This is a genomic window from Microbacterium sp. C7(2022) (genome assembly GCF_028823665.1).
Taxonomy (GTDB): domain Bacteria; phylum Actinomycetota; class Actinomycetes; order Actinomycetales; family Microbacteriaceae; genus Microbacterium.
The window spans coordinates 232,233-251,995 of record NZ_JAPEHV010000002.1 but is presented as its reverse complement, the minus strand read 5'-3'; the positions used below and the strand labels follow the sequence as shown (position 1 = coordinate 251,995).

Genomic DNA, 19,763 nt, shown 5'->3' with positions numbered 1-19,763 from the left:
CCGAGAGAAGCATCCGTGACCCTGTTCCACGAAGAAGACGTCGCCGTTCCCGTTCCCCGACGCCGGCTACCGCGGGCGACGGTGGCCGGAATTTGGGCCCTGGCAGTGGCGTTGGTGGTTCTTCTCGTGCTGACCTTCCTGCCGACCGCGTACGTGATTCAGCGGCCCGGTCCCGTCTATAACACACTCGGGAGCGCAACCGCGGCTGATGGAGAAGAAGTGCCGCTGATCTCGATCGAGGGTGCCGACACGTACGCGACCGAGGGCGCTTTGGACCTGCTCACCGTGCAGGTCGTAGGCAACCGCGAGCGTACGCCCTCATGGGTCGAACTCGCCCTGGCATGGACTGACCCGCGCAAGGCCGTACTCCCTCTGGACTCGGTGTTTCCCGAAGGCACCACGACGGAGGAGAGAAACGAAGAGAGCGCCGCCATGATGGTCGACTCGCAGCAGGAAGCGACGGCAGCGGCGCTGACAGAACTGGGATACGACGTCGGTGCTCAGCTGACCGTGCACTCCGTGATCGAAGATTCTGCGGCCGAGGGCGTCGTGATGGCGGGCGATGTCATTGTCGCCGCAGACGGAGTCGACGTCGCCGATGCCGCGGCTGTGAGAGAGGTCGTCAACGCGGCGGACGGTGACGCCGTCGAGTTGTCCATCATCCGCGACGGAGCGGACGAGACGGTGTCCATCACTCCGCGTGAGACCGAAGTCGATGGCGAGACGATGCTGCTGCTGGGTGTGACGCTCAGCACGGTGTACGACTTCCCGATCGATGTCACCATTCAGCTCAACAACGTCGGCGGCCCGAGTGCCGGGATGATGTTCGCCCTCGGAATCATGGACGAGTTGACGGAGGCTTCCCTCAACGGCGGCGAAACTGTCGCGGGGACGGGCACGATCACGGCAAGCGGCGACGTGGGTCCGATCGGGGGCATTCGGCAGAAGCTCTGGGGCGCGAAGGATGCCGGGGCGACGGCGTTCCTGGCTCCGATCGAGAACTGCGACGAGGTTGTCGGGCACGTCCCCCCGGGGATGGATGTGTTCGCCGTAGACACGCTGGACGACGCGCTGGAGGCGCTTGATGTCGTCTCGACCGGTGGAGCGGGCGCGGACGAGTTGCCCACCTGCACCGCGGACTGATCGACGCGGTCACGGCTGACGCACAGGCGTCGACTGCGCCCAGGCGTCGGGGGCGCGCATAGGATGGTCGGGTGACCTCGACCTCAGCGCCGGCTCCGGCCACACCTTCCCGCTCGCGACGAGTCGTCGCGATTTCCCTCGCGATCCTCGCCGGTTTGGTTGTGGCGTTCTTCGCGTTCGCGAACTTCTACTCAGAGTGGCTCTGGTACGAGCAACTCGGATTCGACTCGGTTCTCATCACCCAGTGGATCGCGCGGGTGGTGATGTTCGTCATCGGCTTCCTCGGCATGGCCGTTCCGGTGTGGGTCGCGATCCAGCTGGCGTACCGGCTGCGCCCTGTGTATGCCCGACTGAGTTCGCAGCTCGATCGCTACCAGGAAGTCGTCGAACCATTGCGTCGACTCGGAATGTGGGGTATCCCGATCTTCTTCGGGTTCTTCGCCGGGTTCGCGGCATCTGCGCAGTGGGAGACCACATGGCTGTGGCTGAACGGCGTCGCCACAGCGACCACCGATCCGCAATTCAACCTCGACACCGGGTTCTACCTGTTCGCGTTGCCCTTCTACGTGTCGGTTACCGGGTTCGTCTCAGCGGTTTTGCTGATCTGCCTGCTCGTCACCGCACTGGTGTCCTACCTCTACGGGTCGGTACGCGTTGGCCAGCGAGAACTGCGAATCTCGAAGGCCGCCCGCATCCAACTTGCGATCCTGGCGGGTCTGTACCTTCTGGTACAAGCCGTCAGCCTGTGGCTCGATCGCTACCAGACTCTGACCGCGCCCGGTGATCGCATCACCGGTCCCGGGTACACGGGCGTCAACGCCATCATCCCTGGGCAGGAGATCCTGGCCGTGATCGCGGTGATCGTGGCGATCCTGTTCTTCGTGACCGCCGTCATCGGTCGCTGGCGCTACCCGCTGGTGGCAACGGCACTGCTCGTCGTGGCATCCCTCATCGTCGGCATCGGATACCCCTGGGTCGTCAACACCTTCCAGGTTCAGCCGAACCGCTTCACGCTCGAGCAGGAGTACTACCAGCGCAACGTCGACATGACGCACGAGGCATACGGTGTCGATGGCCTCGAGAAGATGGACTTCCAGGCGGAGACAGATGCCGGCGAAGGTCAGTTGCGGGAGGATGCTGCGACCACAGCGCAGATTCGGATCATGGACCCGGCCATCGTGTCTCCGACGGTGCGCCAGCTCGAGCAGTACCGCGGTTACTACCAGTTCCAGGACCCGCTGGATGTCGACCGCTACGAGATCGATGGTGTCTCACAGGACACCATCGTGTCGGTGCGCGAACTCGACCTCGACGAACTCGGTGCCGCCGCTGACTGGCAGAACACCGCTGTCGTGTACACCCACGGCTACGGCCTGGTGGCGGCGAAGGGCAACGACCGGACGGGCGACGGCGATCCCGTCTTCCTCGAGCGCGGTATTCCCGCGGCGGGCTTCCTCTCGGACAGCGAGGACTTTCAACCGCGCGTGTACTTCGGTGAGTACTCGCCGCAGTACTCCATCGTGGGCGCACCCGAGGGCTCGGAACCCGTCGAACTCGACTACCCGTCGGGTGAGGACGGCGCCGGCGAAACCAAGACGACGTTCGAAGGCGACGGGGGACCGAGCCTCGGCAACGTCTTCAACCGCCTCGTGTACGCGCTCAAGTTCCAGGCCGAGCAAATCCTCTTCTCGGACTACGTCAACGACGAGTCGCAGATCCTCTACGACCGCGACCCGCGCCAGCGCGTGCAGAAGGTTGCCCCGTATTTGACGCTCGACAGCGACCCGTACCCCAGCGTGGTCGACGGACGAATCGTCTGGATCATCGACGGCTACACGCTCAGCGCGAATTACCCCTACTCATCCACGGTGAGCCTCGCCTCGGCGATCTCTGACTCGTCGAACCCGGCGCCGCGGTTCGCGCTGGACGACATCAATTACATTCGCAACTCGGTCAAGGCGACCGTCGACGCGTACGACGGCTCGGTGACGCTGTACGCATGGGACGAAGAGGACCCGGTTCTCGAGGCGTGGCAGAACGTCTACCCGTCGACCGTCGAGCCGATCAGCGAGATGTCTGCCGACCTGATGAGCCACGTGCGGTATCCGACCGACCTGTTCAAGGTGCAGCGCACCGTCCTCGGCGTCTACCACGTCGATGACGCGCGGTCGTTCTACCAGAGCGACAACCGCTGGCAGACGCCCAACGATCCCCAGGCCGACACGAACCTGCAACCGCCGTACTACCTCACGATGCAGATGCCTGGGCAGGACGAGCCGACGTACTCGATGTTCACCTCGTTTATTCCGGCATCCACCGGGGGCAACGCCCGAAACGTGTTGATGGGCTACCTGGCAGTGGACTCCAATGCGGGGGCAGAGGCCGGCGAGAAGGCTGAAGACTACGGGAAGCTCCGGATGCTCGTGATCGACGCCGACACCACGGTGCCCGGTCCGGGGCAGGTGCAGAACACGTTCGACGCCGACCCGTTCGTGTCGTCGCAGATCAACCTGCTCAAGCAGGGACAGTCCGACGTCCTGAACGGAAACCTGCTCACCCTGCCCGTCGGTGGCGGTCTGCTCTACGTGCAGCCCGTGTTCGTGCAGTCCTCGGGTGCCACGAAGCTCCCCACACTGCAGAAGGTTCTGGTGTCGTTCGGTAACGACATCGCCTTCGAGGACACCCTCAGTGAGGCGCTTGACGCACTGTTCGGGGGTGACTCCGGAGCCGATGCGGGTGACGGTGACGTGACACCGACCGATCCCACCGACCCCGAAGAACCCGTGGATCCTGAGGAGCCCACGACCCCCACGGTGCCGTCGGATGACTACCAGCAGGCGCTGTCTGATGCGCAGCAGGCGATGCTCGATCGTGACCAGGCGCTGCAGGAGGGTGACCTCACCGCCTTCGCCGAAGCCGACGAGCGGCTGGCGGCAGCGGTCGAGACACTTATCGAGCTGGGACTTCAGGAGTAGCCCGAACCCACAGCGCAAAAGCGGAGGGCCGACCCGGACAGATGTCTCGGGTCGGCCCTCCGCTTTCCATGCCTTTCACGCGGTGAGGAACCACCACCAGATGAGAAGAAGGGTGACAACGAACCCGGCCACCTGGTTGAGCCACAAGAATCGGTCCCATCCTCGCGTCGCGGTATCGGCCGTCTCATCCGTGATCGAGCGATAGGGCCACAGTGTCGCGAGGTACGGAAGCGCCGCAATCGCGGCGAGTGGTCCCGGCCACATGGTGAACAACATCAGTACCCCGGCAGCGCTATAGCAGCTCAACGCGAACCAGACGGTCCACCGTGCTCCCTGGGCGGTCGCGATGGAAGAGATGCCGGCCTCTCGGTCAGCGATCACGTCCTGAACGGCGCCGAAGGCGTGCGAGGCGATGCCCCAGAGGGCGAACGAGCCCAGCAACGCGAAGAGTTGCCAAGTCCAGGTCGCGCCAGCGATCACCAATCCAAACACTGCAGGTGAAAAGAAGTGGATGCTGCTCGTGAGTGAGTCCGCGAACGGTCGCTCCTTCAGTCGCAGTGGCGGGGCGCTGTAAAAAACCACGAAAAACATGCTGAGCACGAGGACGATTCCTGACTCCAGCGAGCCCGAGATCAGAAGGAACACGACGAAAGGCAGACTGACGACGGCGGCCGACACCAGCGTGATGGTGTGCATGCGACGATCGAGCACGGCGCCGTGCGCGCCGCCCTTTCGAGGGTTTCGCATGTCAGATTCGTAGTCGAATACGTCATTGATCCCGTACATCGCGAGGTTGTACGGGATCAGAAAGAAGACGGTGCCGATGACAAAAATAAGATCGACCTCCCGTGCGACGAGGAGGTATGCCGCGGCGAAGGGGTACGCCGTGTTGATCCAACTGATCGGTCGCGAAGACACGAAGAGCTGGCTCACAACCTGGGCCGGTGACAACGGAGTGGGCGCTGGGCTGCTCATGTCATGTGCCTTCCTCGGCGAGGGGTGGGGGTAGTAGCGTCCAGATCGCGGGAAGGAGGAACGCCGCGCACACAGAGTAGGAGAAGTCCTCGATAGGGGCGAGGCCGATCCGGATGCCGGTGAGATGCTCGGGCGGATAGGTGAACAGATCGGCGGCAATCATGATGTTGTCGAAGATTGCCGTCAGCACCACCAGCGCCAGCGCTGTCACAGCAGACGCCGCCATGCGCCGGGCAAACTTCGGACGCCGCGCCGAGAAGAGGGTGACAGCAGCGGTGACGACGAAGAACGGAACAGTGAGCAGGGCGTACGTCATGTGTCGGCGCTCCCGTTCTTCCGACGGAGAAATGCGCCGTAGATCACCAGGGAGAGGTAGCAGAGAAACGCGAGGAAGACAGGTTCTTCGAGCGGCAGGTGTGGCGCGAGGTCGATGCCGATCAGGAGAGGGCTCGAGCCTTTGACGAACACGCCGGCTGCGATACCGGCAGCGTCCCAGATGAGGAAGAACACGGTTCCGAGCACGACGGCGAGCGCCGTGCGCGCCGGGGCATGCCATGCGGCAAGCCGGAATCTGGCGTCCAACGCCGCCACGCCGGCGGCCGAGAGCAGGATCGCAGCCAGATAGAGCCCCGGAATCATTGGACTCGGCTGGGTTCGGCCAGGGGGCCAGGCGTGCGATCACCGCGAAGCCGCTTGAGGACGAGTTCTGCCGAGATCAGGCACATCGGCAGACCGATGCCCGGGAGCGCGGATGTTCCGGCATACGCCAGACCGCTGACCTTCTTCGAGACATTGCGCGGGCGGAAGACGGCGCTCTGCCCCAGGGTGTGCGCCAGCCCGAGGGCGTTGCCCCGCCACGAATTGAGGTCCGCGGCGAAGTCACCGGGTGCGACCGTTCGGCGCACGACGATGCGTTCGCGAAGATCCGGGATGCCGCACCACTCCGAGATCTGCGTGATCACGCGGTCTGCGGCGCGCTCGATCGCCTCGTCGCCCGCACCGTCGATCCCGCCTCGCCCGAGTTCGGGGTTCGCAGGGATGGGAACGAGCACGAAAAGGTTCTCGTGGTCGGTTGGAGCCACTGTCGGGTCGGTTCTGCTCGGGGCGCAGACATACAGCGAAGCGGGGTCGGGGATGCGAGGCGACGGACCGAAGATGTCGGTGAATCCTTCCTCCCATTGGTCGGCGAACAGCAACGTGTGGTGAGAGAGCTGCGGGATCCGTCCGCGGACCCCCAGCATCACCAGCAGTGCGCCGGGGCTCGGTGTCTTCGTGTCCCACCATTTGTCGGGATAAGTCCTGAGTCGAGGGGGTAGAAGCGCCGTCTCGGTGTGGTGCAGGTCCGCGGTCGAGACAACGAGGTCTGCACTGAACGTGGCGCCGCCCTCTAACTCCACTCCGGTCGCACGCTCGCCTTCGGTGGTGATGCGCGCCACGGGCGAACCGGTGCGCACGTCGACCCCCTGCGCCACCGCGAGCCTTTCGATCGCGCGGATGATCTCCGTGAAACCACCGCGCGGATATCGAACGCCATCCGAGAGATCGAGATGACTCATCAGGTGATAAAGGCTCGGCACTCCGTATGGCGTACCACCCAGGAAGACCGCGGGGTACTCGAGGATCTGACGCAACCGCGGCTCAGTGAAATCCTTCTCCACTTTCGCTGCGAGCGGGCGGGCCAGGAGAAGGCTCAGTTGGGGGAGCCGTCGGAGCACCTCCGGGTCTCGCAGGCCGGCGTACGACTCGTACGTGTCGTAGAGAAACCGCTGCACAGCCAGTCCATAGGCGTCCTCGGCCGAATCGAGATAGGCGGACAGTCGCGCCCCTGCGCCCCGTTCGATACTTTCGAACAGCGTTGTTGCCGCCTGTCGGCCACTGCGAACGTCCACCGGTTCACGGTGCGTCTCGGGGTCTGAGTACACGCGGTACGCAGGATCGAGATCAATCAGATCCAACTGGTCATCGGCTGAGGTGCCCACGAGACGAAAGAAGTGATCGAAGACTTCGGGCATCAGGTACCAGCTGGGCCCGGTGTCGAATCGAAACCCGTCCCGCTCCCAACTGCCGGCGCGACCGCCAACGTCGTCCTGCCCTTCGAAGAGCGTGACCTGCACTCCCTCGTGGGCGAGAAGCGTGGCGGTGGCGAGGCCAGCGATTCCACCGCCGATGACGATGGCAGTGCGGGGGAGGGGGCGGGCGGCTTCGGTCACGAACGTATCTCTCTCGGGGGGCGTCCCAGCCATGCGCGGGCGGCGAGGGCGGCTTTAGCGGAAGCGGGAACGCTCACTCGATCCGTAGACCGACCCCTCGCGCGCAGCCGAATCGAGAGGGAGGCAAACAGGTCGTGAGCGGCGGTTACTGCGGGTCGGCAGTCTGCAGGAAGGGCCGGTATCACCGCGGCGGCAGCCCGAAGATCGGCGTCGATACGGTCGAGCACGTCGAGCCGCGTCACGCGCCCGCCATCGACCCCCAGGTAGTCGCGTCCGAGCCCCTGCGCGTCGAACTCCAGATCGCGCAAGAAGTTGACGTCCTGGAACGCAGCGCCGAGTCGTCGCGCGCCATCGACCAGGTCGGCTGCGGGGCGCAAGGGTTGCGGGGCTCCAGCATTCACAAACACTTGCAGGCACATGAGGCCCACCACCTCGGCTGACCCATAGACGTAGGCGTCGTGTGAGCGGTCGTCGTGCACGCGGGCGGTGAGGTCGGTGCGCATCGAGGTGAAGAATGGTGCGATCAGGGATTGGTCGATGCCGCACTCGCGAGCGGTTCGAGCAAACGCGTGCACCACCAAATTCGTGCTGAAGCCCCGCTCGAGCGCCCGATACGTTTCGGCCTCGAGGTCATCCAACACGGATCCTGTTGTCGCCGAGTCCAGGCCGGCAGCCGCACAGGGCCCGTCGACGACCTCGTCGGCGACCCGCACCAGCGCGTAGATGTTGCGGACGTGTGGGCGTGGGCGTAGGCCGAGCAGACGGCAGGCCAGGGAAAACGACGTGGAGTACAGTTCGATCACACGCGCTGCCGCCGCGTCGGCCGCGCGGTTGTAAAGTTCCAGACCCGTGGGCTCGGTCTGAGTGCGCAGTGAACCGCTCACGGAACACGCCGTTCGATGTCGTCGGCGAGGCGAATCAGCAACGATCCCAGTCGTGGTGGCATCTCGCCCGCGACTGCCGTCTCGCGGGCGCTGGCCAGGGACTCTGCCACCATGGCGACGACGCTATCGCGAGCTCCACTGGCGGCAAGAGCTGCTTGAGCATGGCGCACGGCTATCGGCCCGGTATGGGCGATCGTCAGCGCGTCGCGCACCTGCGGCCACGTCGTCGTCGTTGCGGCGTAGGCGACCAGTGGGGTCTGCTTGGCTTCTCGGAGGTCAGCGCCGACTTCCTTCCCGGCTTGTGTGGCCGTCCCAAAGGCGCCAATGAGGTCATCCACGAGCTGGAAGGCCAACCCCAGATCCCCGGCCGCGCTGTCCAGGGCTCGCACGGTGGCTCGCGATGCCCCGGCAAGAACTGCGCCGGCGCGAAGCGGCGCGGAAAACGTGTACACAGCCGTCTTCTGAAACGTGGCCTCAAGCACGGCTTTCGCGTCGGCGCCAGCCGTCATGAGGCCGTTCTCGACGTCCGCGAGTTCGCCAGCGGCAGAGATGAATACGGCGTCGTCGAGCAGCATCGCCAGTTGCTCTCGCACTTCCGGTGCAACATTCGCCAGCATGATGATTCGCGTCGCCTCGTGGAGCAGCAGGTCGCCACCCAGAATGGCGGCAGCTTCGCCGAATGAGCGAGCGCTCTGCTCTGTGACGCCTACGCGGCGCGCACGGTTGTGAAACTCGCCGGAGATGTTCGGGATGCCGCGCCGGAGCGTGTCGTGATCGATGACATCGTCGTGCACCACGAATGCGGCGTGGAGCAGTTCAAACGCGGCCGCGATGTCGTAGACCACCGGGGCAGGTTCGCTGTCGCTGAGCGCGCGGAACGCGGCGACGACCAGCGTCGGGCGAAGCCTCTTCCCGCCCATTGTCGCGCGTCGAATTGATTCGCCGAGTTCAGCGAACGAGCCACCGAGAGCTGAGGTTCGGATGAGAATTCGCGCGACAGCTGTGTCGACGGCGTCATCGATCGCGGGGTCGGGCGGCAACGCCTTCATGACGCTCGGGCGAGGTCGGCGGCGGATTGCCCGAAGAAGTCGAGCTGTTGAGATTGCAACACCAGCCACGGGCTGAATGCCCAGGGTGTCGCGGCCAGTGCGGCCGCAAGGTCCGTGGGTGTCACCCATTCGGCATCCATCACCTCGCGAGGGTTCAGGCGGGGTGCATCCGTGGTGCGTGCAATGTACACGGGACACAGTTCGTTCTCCACGATGCCACCCGCGTCCACAGCCCGATAGCGGAACAGGGGAAGCGCGAGCTCGAGGTCGTGGACCGTGATCCCCAGTTCGGAATCTGCGTGCCGACGGACGGCGTGCAGCATCGCTTCTGCGGGGCGAGGATGGCCGCAGAAGGAATTCGTCCAGACCCCCGGCCACGTCTTCTTCTCCAGGGCGCGCCGAGTGACGAGAAGTTCGCCCTCGTCGTTGAGAACGTGGCACGAGAAGGCCAAGTGCAAGGCGGTATCCGTGCCGTGAACGCTGCTCTTGGGGGCGGTTCCGATCGGGTTCCCGTCGCTGTCGAGGAGTACTACGTGATCTGCATCGGTCATGCTGTCCTCCAGGGTTGTTTGCTAGTTTAGCTAGCAATATTCTGAGTCTCGATCGTACAAGTAATTTGAGAGGGGTGTCCACATTGAGCGATTCATCTGCTGTGTCGGTTCCTCGTGAGGGTCTCGTCATGGAGACGTTGCGAGCGATCCGCGCACTCAGTGACGCCATGGATCGCATGAACAACGGCATGAAGAGCGACATGGATATGAACGGAACTGATCTCGCAGCGCTGCGCATGCTGATCGTTCGTGAGCAGCGAGGGGAGTCCATCTCGCCGCATGACATCGCTCATCATCTTCGAATTTCGTCGGCTTCGACCACGAAATTGCTCGATCGTCTCGCAGACTCGGGCCACATCGTTCGGGTGCCGCATCCTCGCGACCGTCGGGCGCGTGTGGTGCAGTTGACCCCCGCGTCCAAGAGAGAGTTCTTTCGGCTCTTTCGCGCTCACTTGCGTGCCATGGAGGCGGTCGCCGATGACTACTCTGAGAAAGAACTCCTGGTTATCAACCAGTTTATGGATGCTCTTGGCAGTGCGATAGATCCGCGTGAGTAGCGCAGAGCGCAACGAAAAAGCGCCCCATTTCTAGGGCGCTTTTTCGTTTTTTGTTGCGGGGACAGGATTTGAACCTGCGACCTCTGGGTTATGAGCCCAGCGAGCTACCGAGCTGCTCCACCCCGCGGCACAAGAAGTTAGCCTAGCACGGATTCGAGCGCGCGTCGACACGGCTGTCGCGATCGGGCTTCGCTTGCCGAATCGGGCGCTGCGCCGGAAAGATGGGACCATGCTGGCGCGCCCCGAACCCTTCGCGGATCTCACGGTTCTCACGACCCTGAGTGCGATCATTGCTCTTTTCCCGGTCGCGCTGCACCGCGTCGTCTTCCGACGGCGCGCGAAGACCGAAGTCGTTCGATATGGACACGAAGCCCGCATCACGGCTCTGTTGACGGTCTCTGTTCTCCTGGTCGGTGTCGGTGCGTTTGTGTTCGACATCGTCGTCAGCGCTCGGGCCGCGTGGTGGGCGGCGCCCACATGACGTCCCGAACCGAAACTGTCGCCGTTGCCGTGGCCCAGTTCGCGCCGACGGCTGACCTTGATGCGAATCTGTCAGCAATCGCCGAGCTTGTCGCGACCGCAACTGCTCGCGGGGCACGACTGGTGGTCTTCCCCGAGTACTCGAGCTACTTCGTCGACCCGTTCGACTCCTCGCTGGCGGCGAGCGCGCAAGCGCTCGACGGCCCATTGACCCGCACGCTCACTGACTTGGCGGGTAAGCACGACGTGACGATCGTTGCCGGGCTTGTCGAGAGAGCAACAGAGGGTGATCGAGTGCGCAACACGGCAGTTGCCGTGACCGGCGGTGGTATTCAGGCCGTCTATCGAAAGCTTCATCTTTACGACGCGTTCGGCCAACGGGAGTCGGACTGGGTGGAGCCGGGTGAACATGGCCCACCTCAGCTCTTTGAGGTCGACGGCCTGCGTTGTGGCTTGATGACGTGTTACGACCTCAGATTCCCCGAGTCCTCGCGGGTGCTCACTGATGCGGGTGCGGACGTTCTTGTCGTCCCGTCAGAATGGGTTCGCGGGCCTATGAAGGAAGCCCACTGGCGCACTCTCATCCACGCGCGAGCAATCGAGAACACTGTTTTCGTCCTCGCGGCGGATCATCCGCCGCCGCTGGGGGTGGGCCATTCGATGATCGTTGATCCGCTAGGGAGCGAAGTGGCTTCCGTGGGTGTGGGGACTGACGTCGCCGTCGCACATCTCGATCCCGCGGCGATTGCGCGGGTGCGGAGGGTCAATCCCGCGCTGGCCCTGCGGCGATTCGACGTCGTACCGCGCGCCTAGTTGGCGAACGCAGCGCCCAGACGTGTCATTGCTTCGCTGATCACTGAGTCCGTGCGGCACGCGGCGAAGCGAACCAGGGTCGCGTAGCGGGCTCGATGCTCCGCGCTCACGAACGCCGAGAGTGGCAGGGCGACGACGCCGGCTGCTACGGGCAGCCGGCGACAGAAGTCGTCCGCGGAAGCGCTCCCGAGTGGGCTGACATCTGCGACGGTGAAGTACGTGGCGGCGGGCGCCGAGATCGCGAATCCGGCGTCGCGCAGGCCGGTGCCCAGCAGCGCACTGCGCCGGCCTTGGGTTTGTGCAATTTCCGCGAAGAAGGCATCAGGCAGCGAGAGTCCCGCAGCCATCGCCGGCTGAAACGGTGCGCCACCTGAGTACGTGAGGTACTGCTTGACGGTCATGACGGCGTCCAAGAGGTCGCGCGGACCTGTGACCCACCCCACTTTCCATCCGGTGGTTGCGAATGTCTTGCCGCCTGACGAGATCGTGAGCGTGCGCTCAGCGGCGCCGGGCAAGGATGCGATGGGAACGTGGCGGCCATCGAAAACCAGGTGCTCGTAGACCTCGTCAGTAACGATCACCGCGTCGTGCTCGATCGCCAAACGCACGATGTGTTCGCGCACCTGCGGGCTGAATACCGCGCCGGTGGGGTTGTGGGGATCATTCACCACGATCACGCGTGTACGCGCGCTCACGGCCGCAGCCAATTCGTCGAGGTCTGGTTGAAAGTCGGGCCAACGCAGCGGTACGGGAACGAGCCGTGCTCCAGACAGAGCGACAAGCCCGGCGTACGCGTCGTAGAACGGTTCGAACACGATGACTTCAGCCTCATCGTCGCCGACGAGGGCCAGGATGCTCGCGGCCAGAGCCTCGGTGGCTCCCGCAGTGACCAGTACCTCTGTTTCCGGATCGAGGGTGAGGTTGTAGAACCGGAGTTGGTGCGAGGCGATTGCCTGGCACAGTTCGGCAGTGCCGCGACCCGGTGGGTACTGATTCAGCCCAGCCGCGATGGCTTGTTGAGCAGCTTCCAACACCTCCGGCGGGCCGTCGGAGTCCGGGAAGCCCTGCCCCAGATTGATCGCGCCTGTGCGGCTGGCTATCGCCGACATTTCCGCGAAGATCGTCGGCCGTGGGCGCCCATCACTCCCGAGGAGTCCCGCTCCGCGCGCCGTACGCTGCCACGCTCCAGAAATGTGTCGCATGCTCGTTCACGCTACTCGACGTCTTCATCTGCATCCCATAGGGCTGTCCCATCCACGACATAGAAAACCCACAGGCTACGTGGGCATGGTGGAATTCACATGGGAGAAGGAGCAGTCATGAGCGACACCACGGGGAACCGACCCGAAGGTCAGAACCAGGCCGACGGCCAGAACCAGACCGAGAGTCCGAATTCGGCCGATCGTCCGGACCACGCCCAGCCGGCCGCCACGCCGACACCGCCGCCTGTTCCTCCGATGGCAGCTCAGGATGCCGCTGCCCAAGCGCCACGAGGTTCTGCTGTTCCTCGTGCAGCAGAAAACGGATACGGTTCGGCCCCTGCGCAGGCGTACGCCCTTCCCGCGGGCTTTACGGTGCCTGGGGCAGCGTTCGGTTCCGCGGCGCACGACACGCAACCCACGGTGCCGTTGGAATCTCTGCCCGGAGCTCACGCCACGGCGTCGGACAAGAAGCCCAGCGGTGCGAGCAAGGTCACCGGCATCCTGGTCGCTGCGGCCCTCGTGAGCGGTGCCTTCGGACTCGGGGGCGCGTACCTGGGCACACAGGTGTTCGAGCCCGTCAACTCGGTTCCAGCCGCGGGGCCATCGACCGTCACGGTGAATGACACCGACTCGGTGACGGCCACCACCGCTATCGCCGCGAAGGTAGTTCCGAGCGTCGTGACCATTGCCGCCTCGAGCAGCAGCGGCAGCGGAACCGGCTCCGGCGTCGTCCTGTCGGAAGACGGCTACGTTGTGACGAACACGCACGTTGTCACACTCGACGGCGCTACCGCGGACGCTGACATTACCGTCACGACGAGCGACGGGCGGGTGTACGCGGCAACGATCGTGGGCACCGACCCGACGTATGACCTCGCAGTCATCAAGCTCGAGGATGCCAGTGGCCTTACCCCGATCGAGTTCGGCTCGTCCGCGGACCTGAACGTCGGCGACGTGACTGTTGCCGTGGGTGCGCCGCTGGGACTATCGAACACGGTGACAGAAGGAATCGTGAGCGCCCTCAACCGTTCGATTGAGATTGCGTCTTCCGCCGCCCCCGACACCGGGTCTTCTGATGAAACCGACTCTCGGGGACGCAACTCGCAAGGCGAGGAAGACGGCAGCGAGGATGATGGGCAGGACACTCCATTCTTCTTCGACTTCGGCCAGGAACAGACTCAGACGCAGGCGTCGGAGACGATCAAGATCGCGGTCATCCAGACCGACGCGGCGATCAACCCCGGCAACTCGGGTGGAGCTCTCGTTGACAGCGAGGGGCAACTGATCGGAATCAACGTCGCTATTGCCTCGGCGAGCGGATCTTCGGGCCAAGCAGGTTCGATCGGCGTCGGCTTCTCCATCCCCGCTGATGTCGTGGAGCGTGTCGCGAACGAGATCATCGAGACCGGTTCCGCAACCCACGGACTACTGGGCGCCAACGTCATGTCGGCTACTGCTGTCGAAGGCGCAACCATCCAGGGCGCATACATCGACGAGGTCGTTGCCGGGGGCGCGGCCGATGCGGCGGGCCTGCGTCAGGGCGACATTGTCACGGGCTTCAACGGCGTACCCATCACGGACTCCGTGGACCTCACGGCTCAGGTGCGCGCCGCCGCAGCCGGAAGTGAAGCGACCGTGACGTATGTGCGCGGTGAGAATACCGAGCAGGTCACAGTCACCCTCGGTGAGTTGCCGCTCTGATCTCTGTCGGTTCTCAAGAAGGACGCCACCCCGCGATAGGCTCGCGGAGTGGCGTCCTTCTCGTTCGGCGCGGGGAATGCGCGCAAGCTCCTCAGCATCCCGCTCTATGCACTTGGACGCATGGCCACCTGGGTGATCCCGCGCACCCGCGAAGACTGGGTCTTCGGTTGTGCCGTGGGACTTGCTGACGGTGCGCTCGCGCTGTGGGAGGTCGCGGCCCGCCACGGCGTGCCGGCGGTGTGGTTGGTGGACTCCGATGAACAAGCGCGTGATGCGGCCGCGCGTGGCATCCCGAGCATCCACAAACACTCCGCGCGCGGCTTCTGGCGCACGGCGCGTGCGCGCGTGGTGGTGCTGACGCACGGGTTTGGCGACGTCAACCGATTCGCCGCGTCCGGCGCGGTGATTGTTCAGCTCTGGCACGGCATCCCTCTCAAGCGCATCGGGATCGATTCACCTGAGACCACCCGCGCACCGCACACGGTGCGAGGAACGTGGCTCGGGGGAGCGACTGAGATGCTGTTGCGGGCGATGTACCGGTCTGCCACCCGGCGCATCACCGTGATCCCCGCGGCATCGGAACTCGTCCGCGGGCGGCTGGAGTCTGCGTTTTCTCTGCGCAGCTCGGCGGTGCCTGTCACGGGGGAACCGCGCGTCGACGTGCTCTCGCAGGGTGATGTCGAAGCTCGTCAGGCGCGCGCCAGAGCGACCATCGAAGCCGCCGTGGGAGCGCTTGGCGGTGCGCGCGTCGTGCTGTACGCGCCGACATGGCGTGACGGTGACGAAGATCCAGCGATCCCGAAGGCCGAGGATTGGCGCGAAATCCTTGCAACTCTCGAGAGAGTTGATGCGGTGCTGCTCGTGCGGTCTCATCCACTGGGCGCGGGGGAGTACCAGCCGGGCTCGAGTACCGACCGAGTTCGACTTCTGGGATCCGATCGGCTGGTTGACATTACGCCGGCGCTTTCGGGGATCGACGCGCTGATTACCGACTACTCCTCGCTCGCCTTCGATGCATCCCTCGTCCCGGTGCCGACGATTTTCTTCGCCCCTGACGTCGAGAGCTATGCCGCTCGCCGGGGCTTCTACGGGGAGTACCGCGATGTCGCAGGCAACGCCTGGGCCCAGTCGTGGACGCAGACTCTCGATCAGTTGACGGGATTGCTGAGCGACGAGGGTGAGCGTACCCGCCGCATCGCGCGCGCACGCGCACTGAGTGACAGCGTTCACGCCTACAGTGACGGACGCAACAGTGAGCGGCTCTACGAGGCGATCGCGGCCCGTATCGGAGCGTTGCCCGGACGCGCACAACTGAGGAGAACCAGATGACTTTGGCGACGTTCTCGACGGACGGTGGCGCGGTCCTCCGTGTCCACGGACGCGGCCCTACCCCAGAGTCAGCTGAACTGGTCGGCCCGCGTGCGCGTGTCTCGAGCGTGCCGACGGGCGATGGGCGCGGATGGCGGGTGGAATTTCCCCTCGAGGCTTCCCGCTGGGGAGGCGCGCCCCTCCCGCTGCCCAGTGGCGACTACCGCCTGTTCCTCAACGCCGTCGCGGAGGACGTGGAGTCCGTTCCTCTGATGCAACTCGGCACGCTGCGTGCTGAGATCGTCGATGGCGTCCTGCGGGTCGGGCCGCCGGTGCATCCCGCGTACGACTCGGGGGAGGCGCAAGACGCCCTCGAACGTCGCTATGCGACGCGGCCCGGCGCACTCGAGAACGCCGTCTTCTTCGAGAGCTTCTACGGTCGCAACGCGAGTTGCAATCCGCTGGCCATCGACCGCGAGCTCGCCCGCCGCGCACCTCACGTCACCCGATACTGGAGCGTCGTTGACCTGTCGGTCGCCGTCCCCGACGGCGCGATCGCGGTGGTAGAGGGCAGCCCTGAATGGTGGCGTGCGCGTGGCGCGGCTCGACTGCTCGTCGTCAATGACTGGCTTCGACGTCGATTCGCGCGCCGCCGGGGCCAGCGCGTTCTTCAGACGTGGCACGGCACCCCCGTCAAGCGTTTGGCGCTGCACCGGCCCGGATTCGATCCGCGCCGCGCGGTCGCGGTCGTCCGAGAGGGTCGCCGGTGGAACGTTCTCCTCGCGCAGAACGCGTACGCCGAACGAATTCTCGGCAAGGCGTACGCCTTCCTGTCCCGCCCGATTTGGGTCGAGGGCTATCCACGTAACGATGTGCTCGTCACCGGCGACGCAACGTCTGCTCGCGAGATTCTGGGGATTGCGGCATCCGATCGTGTCCTGCTCTATGCTCCGACGTGGCGTGATGACCGTGAGCAGATGGTGGACTTCGTCGATCTCTCGCGGCTGGCGGCGGACACCGACGCGGTGATCTTGGTACGCGGACATTCACGCACGATCCAGCAGGGTTCTGACACGATCGGCGCACGAGTGATCGACGTCACGACCTTTCCTGACATCTCGCAACTTCTTCTGGTCGCCGATGCACTGATCACCGACTACTCCTCGGTCATGTTCGATTTTTCGGTCACCGGCAAGCCCATGTACTTCCTGGTGCCGGATCTCGAGCACTATCGCGGCGAACTACGCGGCTTTTACTTCGATTTGGCCGCGCACGCTCCCGGGCCTGTCGTCCGCACGCAGGCGGAGTTGACGGATGCTGTGAACGCGCCCGATCCGCAACAGTTCACGGGCCGCTACCGTGCGTGGAACGCACGCTTCAACTCGCGAGACGACGGACATGCGGCCGAACGTGTTGTCGCACGCATTCTGGACCAGGGATTCGTTGCCCGCGAGTGACGCTGTGGAGCCCTACGGGAGCGGGGTGTTCCGCGTACCCAAGCGTGAGGTGTCCACCGTGTCACGTGCGCCCACCAGCACGCCCGCGAGAAAGCCGTAGCCCCACGCCAGGTGCATCGTCGGCAGCACGGCCGTCGTCCACAGCTTGTCCCGCCACCCCTTCCCGCCACCGGGCCCGAGAGCGACCCCGATGATGATCGCAAGGTAGGCGACTATCGGTAGGTAGACCGCCATCGCCGCAACGAGCCCAAACCACCCACCGACGGCGCCGAAGGCACACAGTGCGGTGAGGATGACGGCAAGTCCCACGTCGACCACGAGGGCCGGGGGAGCGAAAAAGCGAAGGGGATTGCGACCCGGGTACCGCCGGACGAGTTCGCCGCGCCACCGCCCCGTGGCGACGAATTGCTGAGCGAGCCGCACCCAGCTCTCACGTGGCCAGTAGGTGACAGCCAATTGCGGGTCGAACCACACACGGTGGCCCGCTCGGCGGATGCGTAAGTTGAGTTCCCAGTCCTCACCGCGGCGGATCGTTTCATCGAAGCCCCCGACTTCTTCCAGGACATCACGGCGCATCACACCCAAATAAGCAGACTCGGCCTCACCCTCTCGCGCACCGCCGTGGTAGGCACCGCCGCCGAGCCCGATGGGTGAGTTGTATGCGCGGGCGACCGCTCGTTGAAACGGCGTACGACCGCGCGCGCGCATCACGCCACCGACGTTGGCGGCATCCACACGGGCGAGTGTCGCCAGCGCGTGGCGGGTGTAATCGTCTTCGAGCTCGGAGTGGGCGTCGACGCGCACGATGATCGGGTACGAGCCTGCGGCGATCGCCAGGTTGAGCCCGATGGGGATATCAGCCGCGGGGTTGTCGACGAGCCGAACGCGAGCATCGTCGGACGCGATGCGCTGCGCGAGCTCGGTCGTTCCATCGGTTGACGGTCCGAGCGCGAGGATCAATTCCATCGGCCCGTCGACCGACTGGCCGAGGACGGTCGAGACAGCATGCTCGAGGTAATCACGCTCGTTGAGTACGGGCATGATGAACGTGACGCCTGCGGAGCCCGAAACGGGGGAGGCCTTCGGGTGGCCGCTTTGCTCGTCATGCACGGCTCGATCATGCCACGTTCCTTGCTGGGTAGGCTGGAGCCGTGGGTATCGTCTCGGATGGCAAGAAGGCAGTCTCGCTCGTCCGGAAGGCGGTGCAATCTCGCTCGGCTGTGATCTCGGTGCGGCGTGCGCTCGCGGCGCTCCCGCCGCACCCGCGCCAGCACTACCGGGTAGCGGTGTACTTCGCAGACGGCGACGTCAACATGTACCAGATCCGCCAGTGGTATAAGCCGCTCGCGGAGCTGGCACGTACGTGGCCGGTGGTCGTCCTGAGCCGGTCTGCGTCGGGTGCTCAGGCGCTGCTGCGTGAGCAGGGCGCGCCCCCCGTTGCGTTCGTCCCGACCGTGCGTGATCTCGAACGCTTCATTGGTACCCAAGACATCCGTGTCGTGTTGTACGTGAACCAGAACACGCGCAACTTTCAGATGTTCCGGTACGGACGACGGTGGCATGTATTCATCAACCACGGCGAGTCCGACAAGATGTACATGGCCACGAACCAGTACAAGGCGTACGACTTTGCGTTCATTGCCGGGAAGGCAGCGCGCGAGCGCCTCGGACGGGTGCTGTGGGACTATGACTTCGACCACCGTGCGATCGAGATCGGTCGACCGCAAGCCGATCACTATTCGGGCCGGCTCCCATACACGCCGGATGCTCGGCGTGTCATCCTTTACGCGCCCACGTGGGAGGGGGATCGCCCGTCCGCTCACTACGGGTCGATCGCGTCCCACGGCGAGGCATTGATCTCGGCGCTGTTGCGCGCAGGCACCTATCGCGTGATCTATCGTCCCCACCCTCGTTCAGGGGTGGTGAATGCTGCGTATGGCGCCGCGAACCAACGGATCATCGCGTCGCTCGCGGCGGCGAACACAGCGGATCCGAGCGCACAACACGTCTTCGATGATGGCCCCGATCTTGGGTGGCAGCTCGCCGCTGCCGACGTCGCCATCGTTGACATTTCTGCGATGGTGTACGACCGGTTAGCGGCAGACAAGCCGCTGCTGATCGCGCGGCCCACCGATCCCGCCGCGCTCATCGATACGCACGGCTACTTGTCGGAGTGCGAATGGCTCGATGCGGCCGACGCCGAGGACGTCACGACGCAGATTGATCGGGTTCTCGACGACGAGAACGCTCAGGCCACCCTACATACGTGGGTGTCTCACTACTTCGGTGACACCACCCCCGGCGCAGCGACACGGCGATTCCATGACGCTGTGGCTCGGCTGATGTCCGAGTGGGAACGCTGGCACGGTCAGGACGAAGAAGAGGAGATCGAGGACGATCTCGACGATGACGCGGAGGATGACGACGTCGTTCTTGGCGCCTGACGCGGGCGAAGCCG

18 protein-coding genes and 1 tRNA gene are annotated in these 19,763 nt (G+C 64.7%); 9 read left to right on the top strand and 10 right to left on the bottom strand.

Annotation, left to right across the window (positions count from 1 at the left end):
* Nucleotides 1-15: 15 nt before the first annotated feature.
* Entirely contained in the window at nucleotides 16-1,143 is a 1,128-nt protein-coding gene (locus tag ON062_RS03315; RefSeq protein WP_274645700.1) for a S16 family serine protease, read from the top strand.
* 71 nt (nucleotides 1,144-1,214) lie between these two features.
* Entirely contained in the window at nucleotides 1,215-4,118 is a 2,904-nt protein-coding gene (locus tag ON062_RS03310; RefSeq protein ID WP_274645699.1) for a UPF0182 family protein, read from the top strand.
* 75 nt (nucleotides 4,119-4,193) lie between these two features.
* Here ON062_RS03310 and ON062_RS03305 read toward each other — a convergent pair whose 3' ends face one another.
* The 7 genes from ON062_RS03305 to idi are packed head-to-tail and all read right to left on the bottom strand — an operon-like array spanning nucleotide 4,194 to nucleotide 9,787.
* Nucleotides 4,194-5,093 carry a prenyltransferase gene (locus ON062_RS03305; protein ID WP_274645698.1) on the bottom strand — a complete coding sequence of 300 codons (900 nt, stop codon included), beginning with the start codon at nucleotides 5,091-5,093 and terminating at the stop codon, nucleotides 4,194-4,196.
* 1 nt (nucleotide 5,094) lies between these two features.
* The gene (locus ON062_RS03300; RefSeq protein WP_274645697.1) at nucleotides 5,095-5,409 is read right to left on the bottom strand and encodes a lycopene cyclase domain-containing protein; all 315 of its coding nucleotides are present in this window, start codon (nucleotides 5,407-5,409) and stop codon (nucleotides 5,095-5,097) included.
* Entirely contained in the window at nucleotides 5,406-5,729 is a 324-nt protein-coding gene (locus tag ON062_RS03295) for a lycopene cyclase domain-containing protein (protein ID WP_274645878.1), read from the bottom strand. The genes ON062_RS03300 and ON062_RS03295 overlap by 4 nt, the downstream gene beginning before the upstream one ends.
* Nucleotides 5,729-7,303 carry a phytoene desaturase family protein gene (gene crtI / locus ON062_RS03290; RefSeq protein ID WP_274645696.1) on the bottom strand — a complete coding sequence of 525 codons (1,575 nt, stop codon included), beginning with the start codon at nucleotides 7,301-7,303 and terminating at the stop codon, nucleotides 5,729-5,731. The genes ON062_RS03295 and crtI overlap by 1 nt, the downstream gene beginning before the upstream one ends.
* A complete protein-coding gene (locus tag ON062_RS03285; RefSeq protein WP_274645695.1) occupies nucleotides 7,300-8,187 on the bottom strand; it encodes a squalene/phytoene synthase family protein in 888 nt (295 codons plus the stop codon). Before ON062_RS03285 ends, crtI begins: the two co-directional genes overlap by 4 nt.
* Complete coding sequence (locus tag ON062_RS03280; protein WP_274645694.1) at nucleotides 8,184-9,236, bottom strand: polyprenyl synthetase family protein; 1,053 nt, start codon at nucleotides 9,234-9,236, stop codon at nucleotides 8,184-8,186. The genes ON062_RS03285 and ON062_RS03280 overlap by 4 nt, the downstream gene beginning before the upstream one ends.
* A complete protein-coding gene (idi, locus tag ON062_RS03275) occupies nucleotides 9,233-9,787 on the bottom strand; it encodes an isopentenyl-diphosphate Delta-isomerase (RefSeq protein ID WP_274645693.1) in 555 nt (184 codons plus the stop codon). Before idi ends, ON062_RS03280 begins: the two co-directional genes overlap by 4 nt.
* A 167-nt stretch (nucleotides 9,788-9,954) precedes the next feature.
* On the opposite strand from idi, the gene ON062_RS03270 reads away from it, so the two are divergent.
* A complete protein-coding gene (locus ON062_RS03270; protein WP_274645692.1) occupies nucleotides 9,955-10,344 on the top strand; it encodes a MarR family winged helix-turn-helix transcriptional regulator in 390 nt (129 codons plus the stop codon).
* Between the two features lie 53 nt (nucleotides 10,345-10,397).
* Here ON062_RS03270 and ON062_RS03265 read toward each other — a convergent pair.
* Nucleotides 10,398-10,471, bottom strand: a tRNA-Met gene (locus ON062_RS03265).
* A gap of 102 nt (nucleotides 10,472-10,573) precedes the next feature.
* On the opposite strand from ON062_RS03265, the gene ON062_RS03260 reads away from it, so the two are divergent.
* Complete coding sequence (locus ON062_RS03260; RefSeq protein WP_274645691.1) at nucleotides 10,574-10,825, top strand: DUF6328 family protein; 252 nt, start codon at nucleotides 10,574-10,576, stop codon at nucleotides 10,823-10,825.
* The gene (locus ON062_RS03255; RefSeq protein WP_274645690.1) at nucleotides 10,822-11,637 is read left to right on the top strand and encodes a carbon-nitrogen hydrolase family protein; all 816 of its coding nucleotides are present in this window, start codon (nucleotides 10,822-10,824) and stop codon (nucleotides 11,635-11,637) included. The genes ON062_RS03260 and ON062_RS03255 overlap by 4 nt, the downstream gene beginning before the upstream one ends.
* Here ON062_RS03255 and ON062_RS03250 read toward each other — a convergent pair.
* The gene (locus ON062_RS03250; protein ID WP_274645689.1) at nucleotides 11,634-12,839 is read right to left on the bottom strand and encodes an aminotransferase class I/II-fold pyridoxal phosphate-dependent enzyme; all 1,206 of its coding nucleotides are present in this window, start codon (nucleotides 12,837-12,839) and stop codon (nucleotides 11,634-11,636) included. The two genes, ON062_RS03255 and ON062_RS03250, sit on opposite strands and share 4 nt — an antisense overlap.
* A gap of 117 nt (nucleotides 12,840-12,956) precedes the next feature.
* Between ON062_RS03250 and ON062_RS03245 the strand changes: the two genes are divergently transcribed.
* Genes ON062_RS03245 through ON062_RS03235 form a run of 3 tightly spaced genes read left to right on the top strand, consistent with a single transcriptional unit; the run spans nucleotide 12,957 to nucleotide 17,305 of the window.
* On the top strand, nucleotides 12,957-14,540 hold the full coding sequence (locus tag ON062_RS03245; protein WP_274645688.1) for a S1C family serine protease: 1,584 nt from the start codon (nucleotides 12,957-12,959) through the stop codon (nucleotides 14,538-14,540).
* Nucleotides 14,541-14,588: 48 nt separating this feature from the next.
* The gene (locus ON062_RS03240; RefSeq protein WP_274645687.1) at nucleotides 14,589-15,869 is read left to right on the top strand and encodes a CDP-glycerol glycerophosphotransferase family protein; all 1,281 of its coding nucleotides are present in this window, start codon (nucleotides 14,589-14,591) and stop codon (nucleotides 15,867-15,869) included.
* Complete coding sequence (locus ON062_RS03235; RefSeq protein WP_274645686.1) at nucleotides 15,866-17,305, top strand: CDP-glycerol glycerophosphotransferase family protein; 1,440 nt, start codon at nucleotides 15,866-15,868, stop codon at nucleotides 17,303-17,305. The genes ON062_RS03240 and ON062_RS03235 overlap by 4 nt, the downstream gene beginning before the upstream one ends.
* Before the next feature lie 12 nt (nucleotides 17,306-17,317).
* Here ON062_RS03235 and ON062_RS03230 read toward each other — a convergent pair whose 3' ends face one another.
* Entirely contained in the window at nucleotides 17,318-18,346 is a 1,029-nt protein-coding gene (locus ON062_RS03230; protein WP_274645877.1) for a glycosyltransferase family 2 protein, read from the bottom strand.
* A 110-nt stretch (nucleotides 18,347-18,456) separates the two neighbouring features.
* Here ON062_RS03230 and ON062_RS03225 point away from each other — a divergent pair, with 110 nt between their 5' ends.
* Nucleotides 18,457-19,749: a CDP-glycerol glycerophosphotransferase family protein gene (locus tag ON062_RS03225; RefSeq protein WP_274645685.1), complete on the top strand. Its 1,293-nt coding sequence runs from the start codon at nucleotides 18,457-18,459 to the stop codon at nucleotides 19,747-19,749.
* Nucleotides 19,750-19,763 lie beyond the last annotated feature (14 nt).

Bases quoted from the DNA above. Each gene is read 5' to 3' on its own strand.
- ON062_RS03280 (WP_274645694.1), bottom strand. From the start codon at position 9,236: ATGAAGGCGTTGCCGCCCGACCCCGCGATCGATGACGCCGTCGACACA.
- ON062_RS03260 (WP_274645691.1), top strand. From the start codon at position 10,574: ATGCTGGCGCGCCCCGAACCCTTCGCGGATCTCACGGTTCTCACGACC.
- ON062_RS03300 (WP_274645697.1), bottom strand. From the start codon at position 5,409: ATGACGTACGCCCTGCTCACTGTTCCGTTCTTCGTCGTCACCGCTGCT.
- ON062_RS03235 (WP_274645686.1), top strand. From the start codon at position 15,866: ATGACTTTGGCGACGTTCTCGACGGACGGTGGCGCGGTCCTCCGTGTC.
- ON062_RS03245 (WP_274645688.1), top strand. From the start codon at position 12,957: ATGAGCGACACCACGGGGAACCGACCCGAAGGTCAGAACCAGGCCGAC.
- ON062_RS03305 (WP_274645698.1), bottom strand. From the start codon at position 5,093: ATGAGCAGCCCAGCGCCCACTCCGTTGTCACCGGCCCAGGTTGTGAGC.
- ON062_RS03250 (WP_274645689.1), bottom strand. From the start codon at position 12,839: ATGCGACACATTTCTGGAGCGTGGCAGCGTACGGCGCGCGGAGCGGGA.
- ON062_RS03255 (WP_274645690.1), top strand. From the start codon at position 10,822: ATGACGTCCCGAACCGAAACTGTCGCCGTTGCCGTGGCCCAGTTCGCG.
- idi (WP_274645693.1), bottom strand. From the start codon at position 9,787: ATGACCGATGCAGATCACGTAGTACTCCTCGACAGCGACGGGAACCCG.
- ON062_RS03230 (WP_274645877.1), bottom strand. From the start codon at position 18,346: ATGCCCGTACTCAACGAGCGTGATTACCTCGAGCATGCTGTCTCGACC.
- ON062_RS03270 (WP_274645692.1), top strand. From the start codon at position 9,955: ATGGATCGCATGAACAACGGCATGAAGAGCGACATGGATATGAACGGA.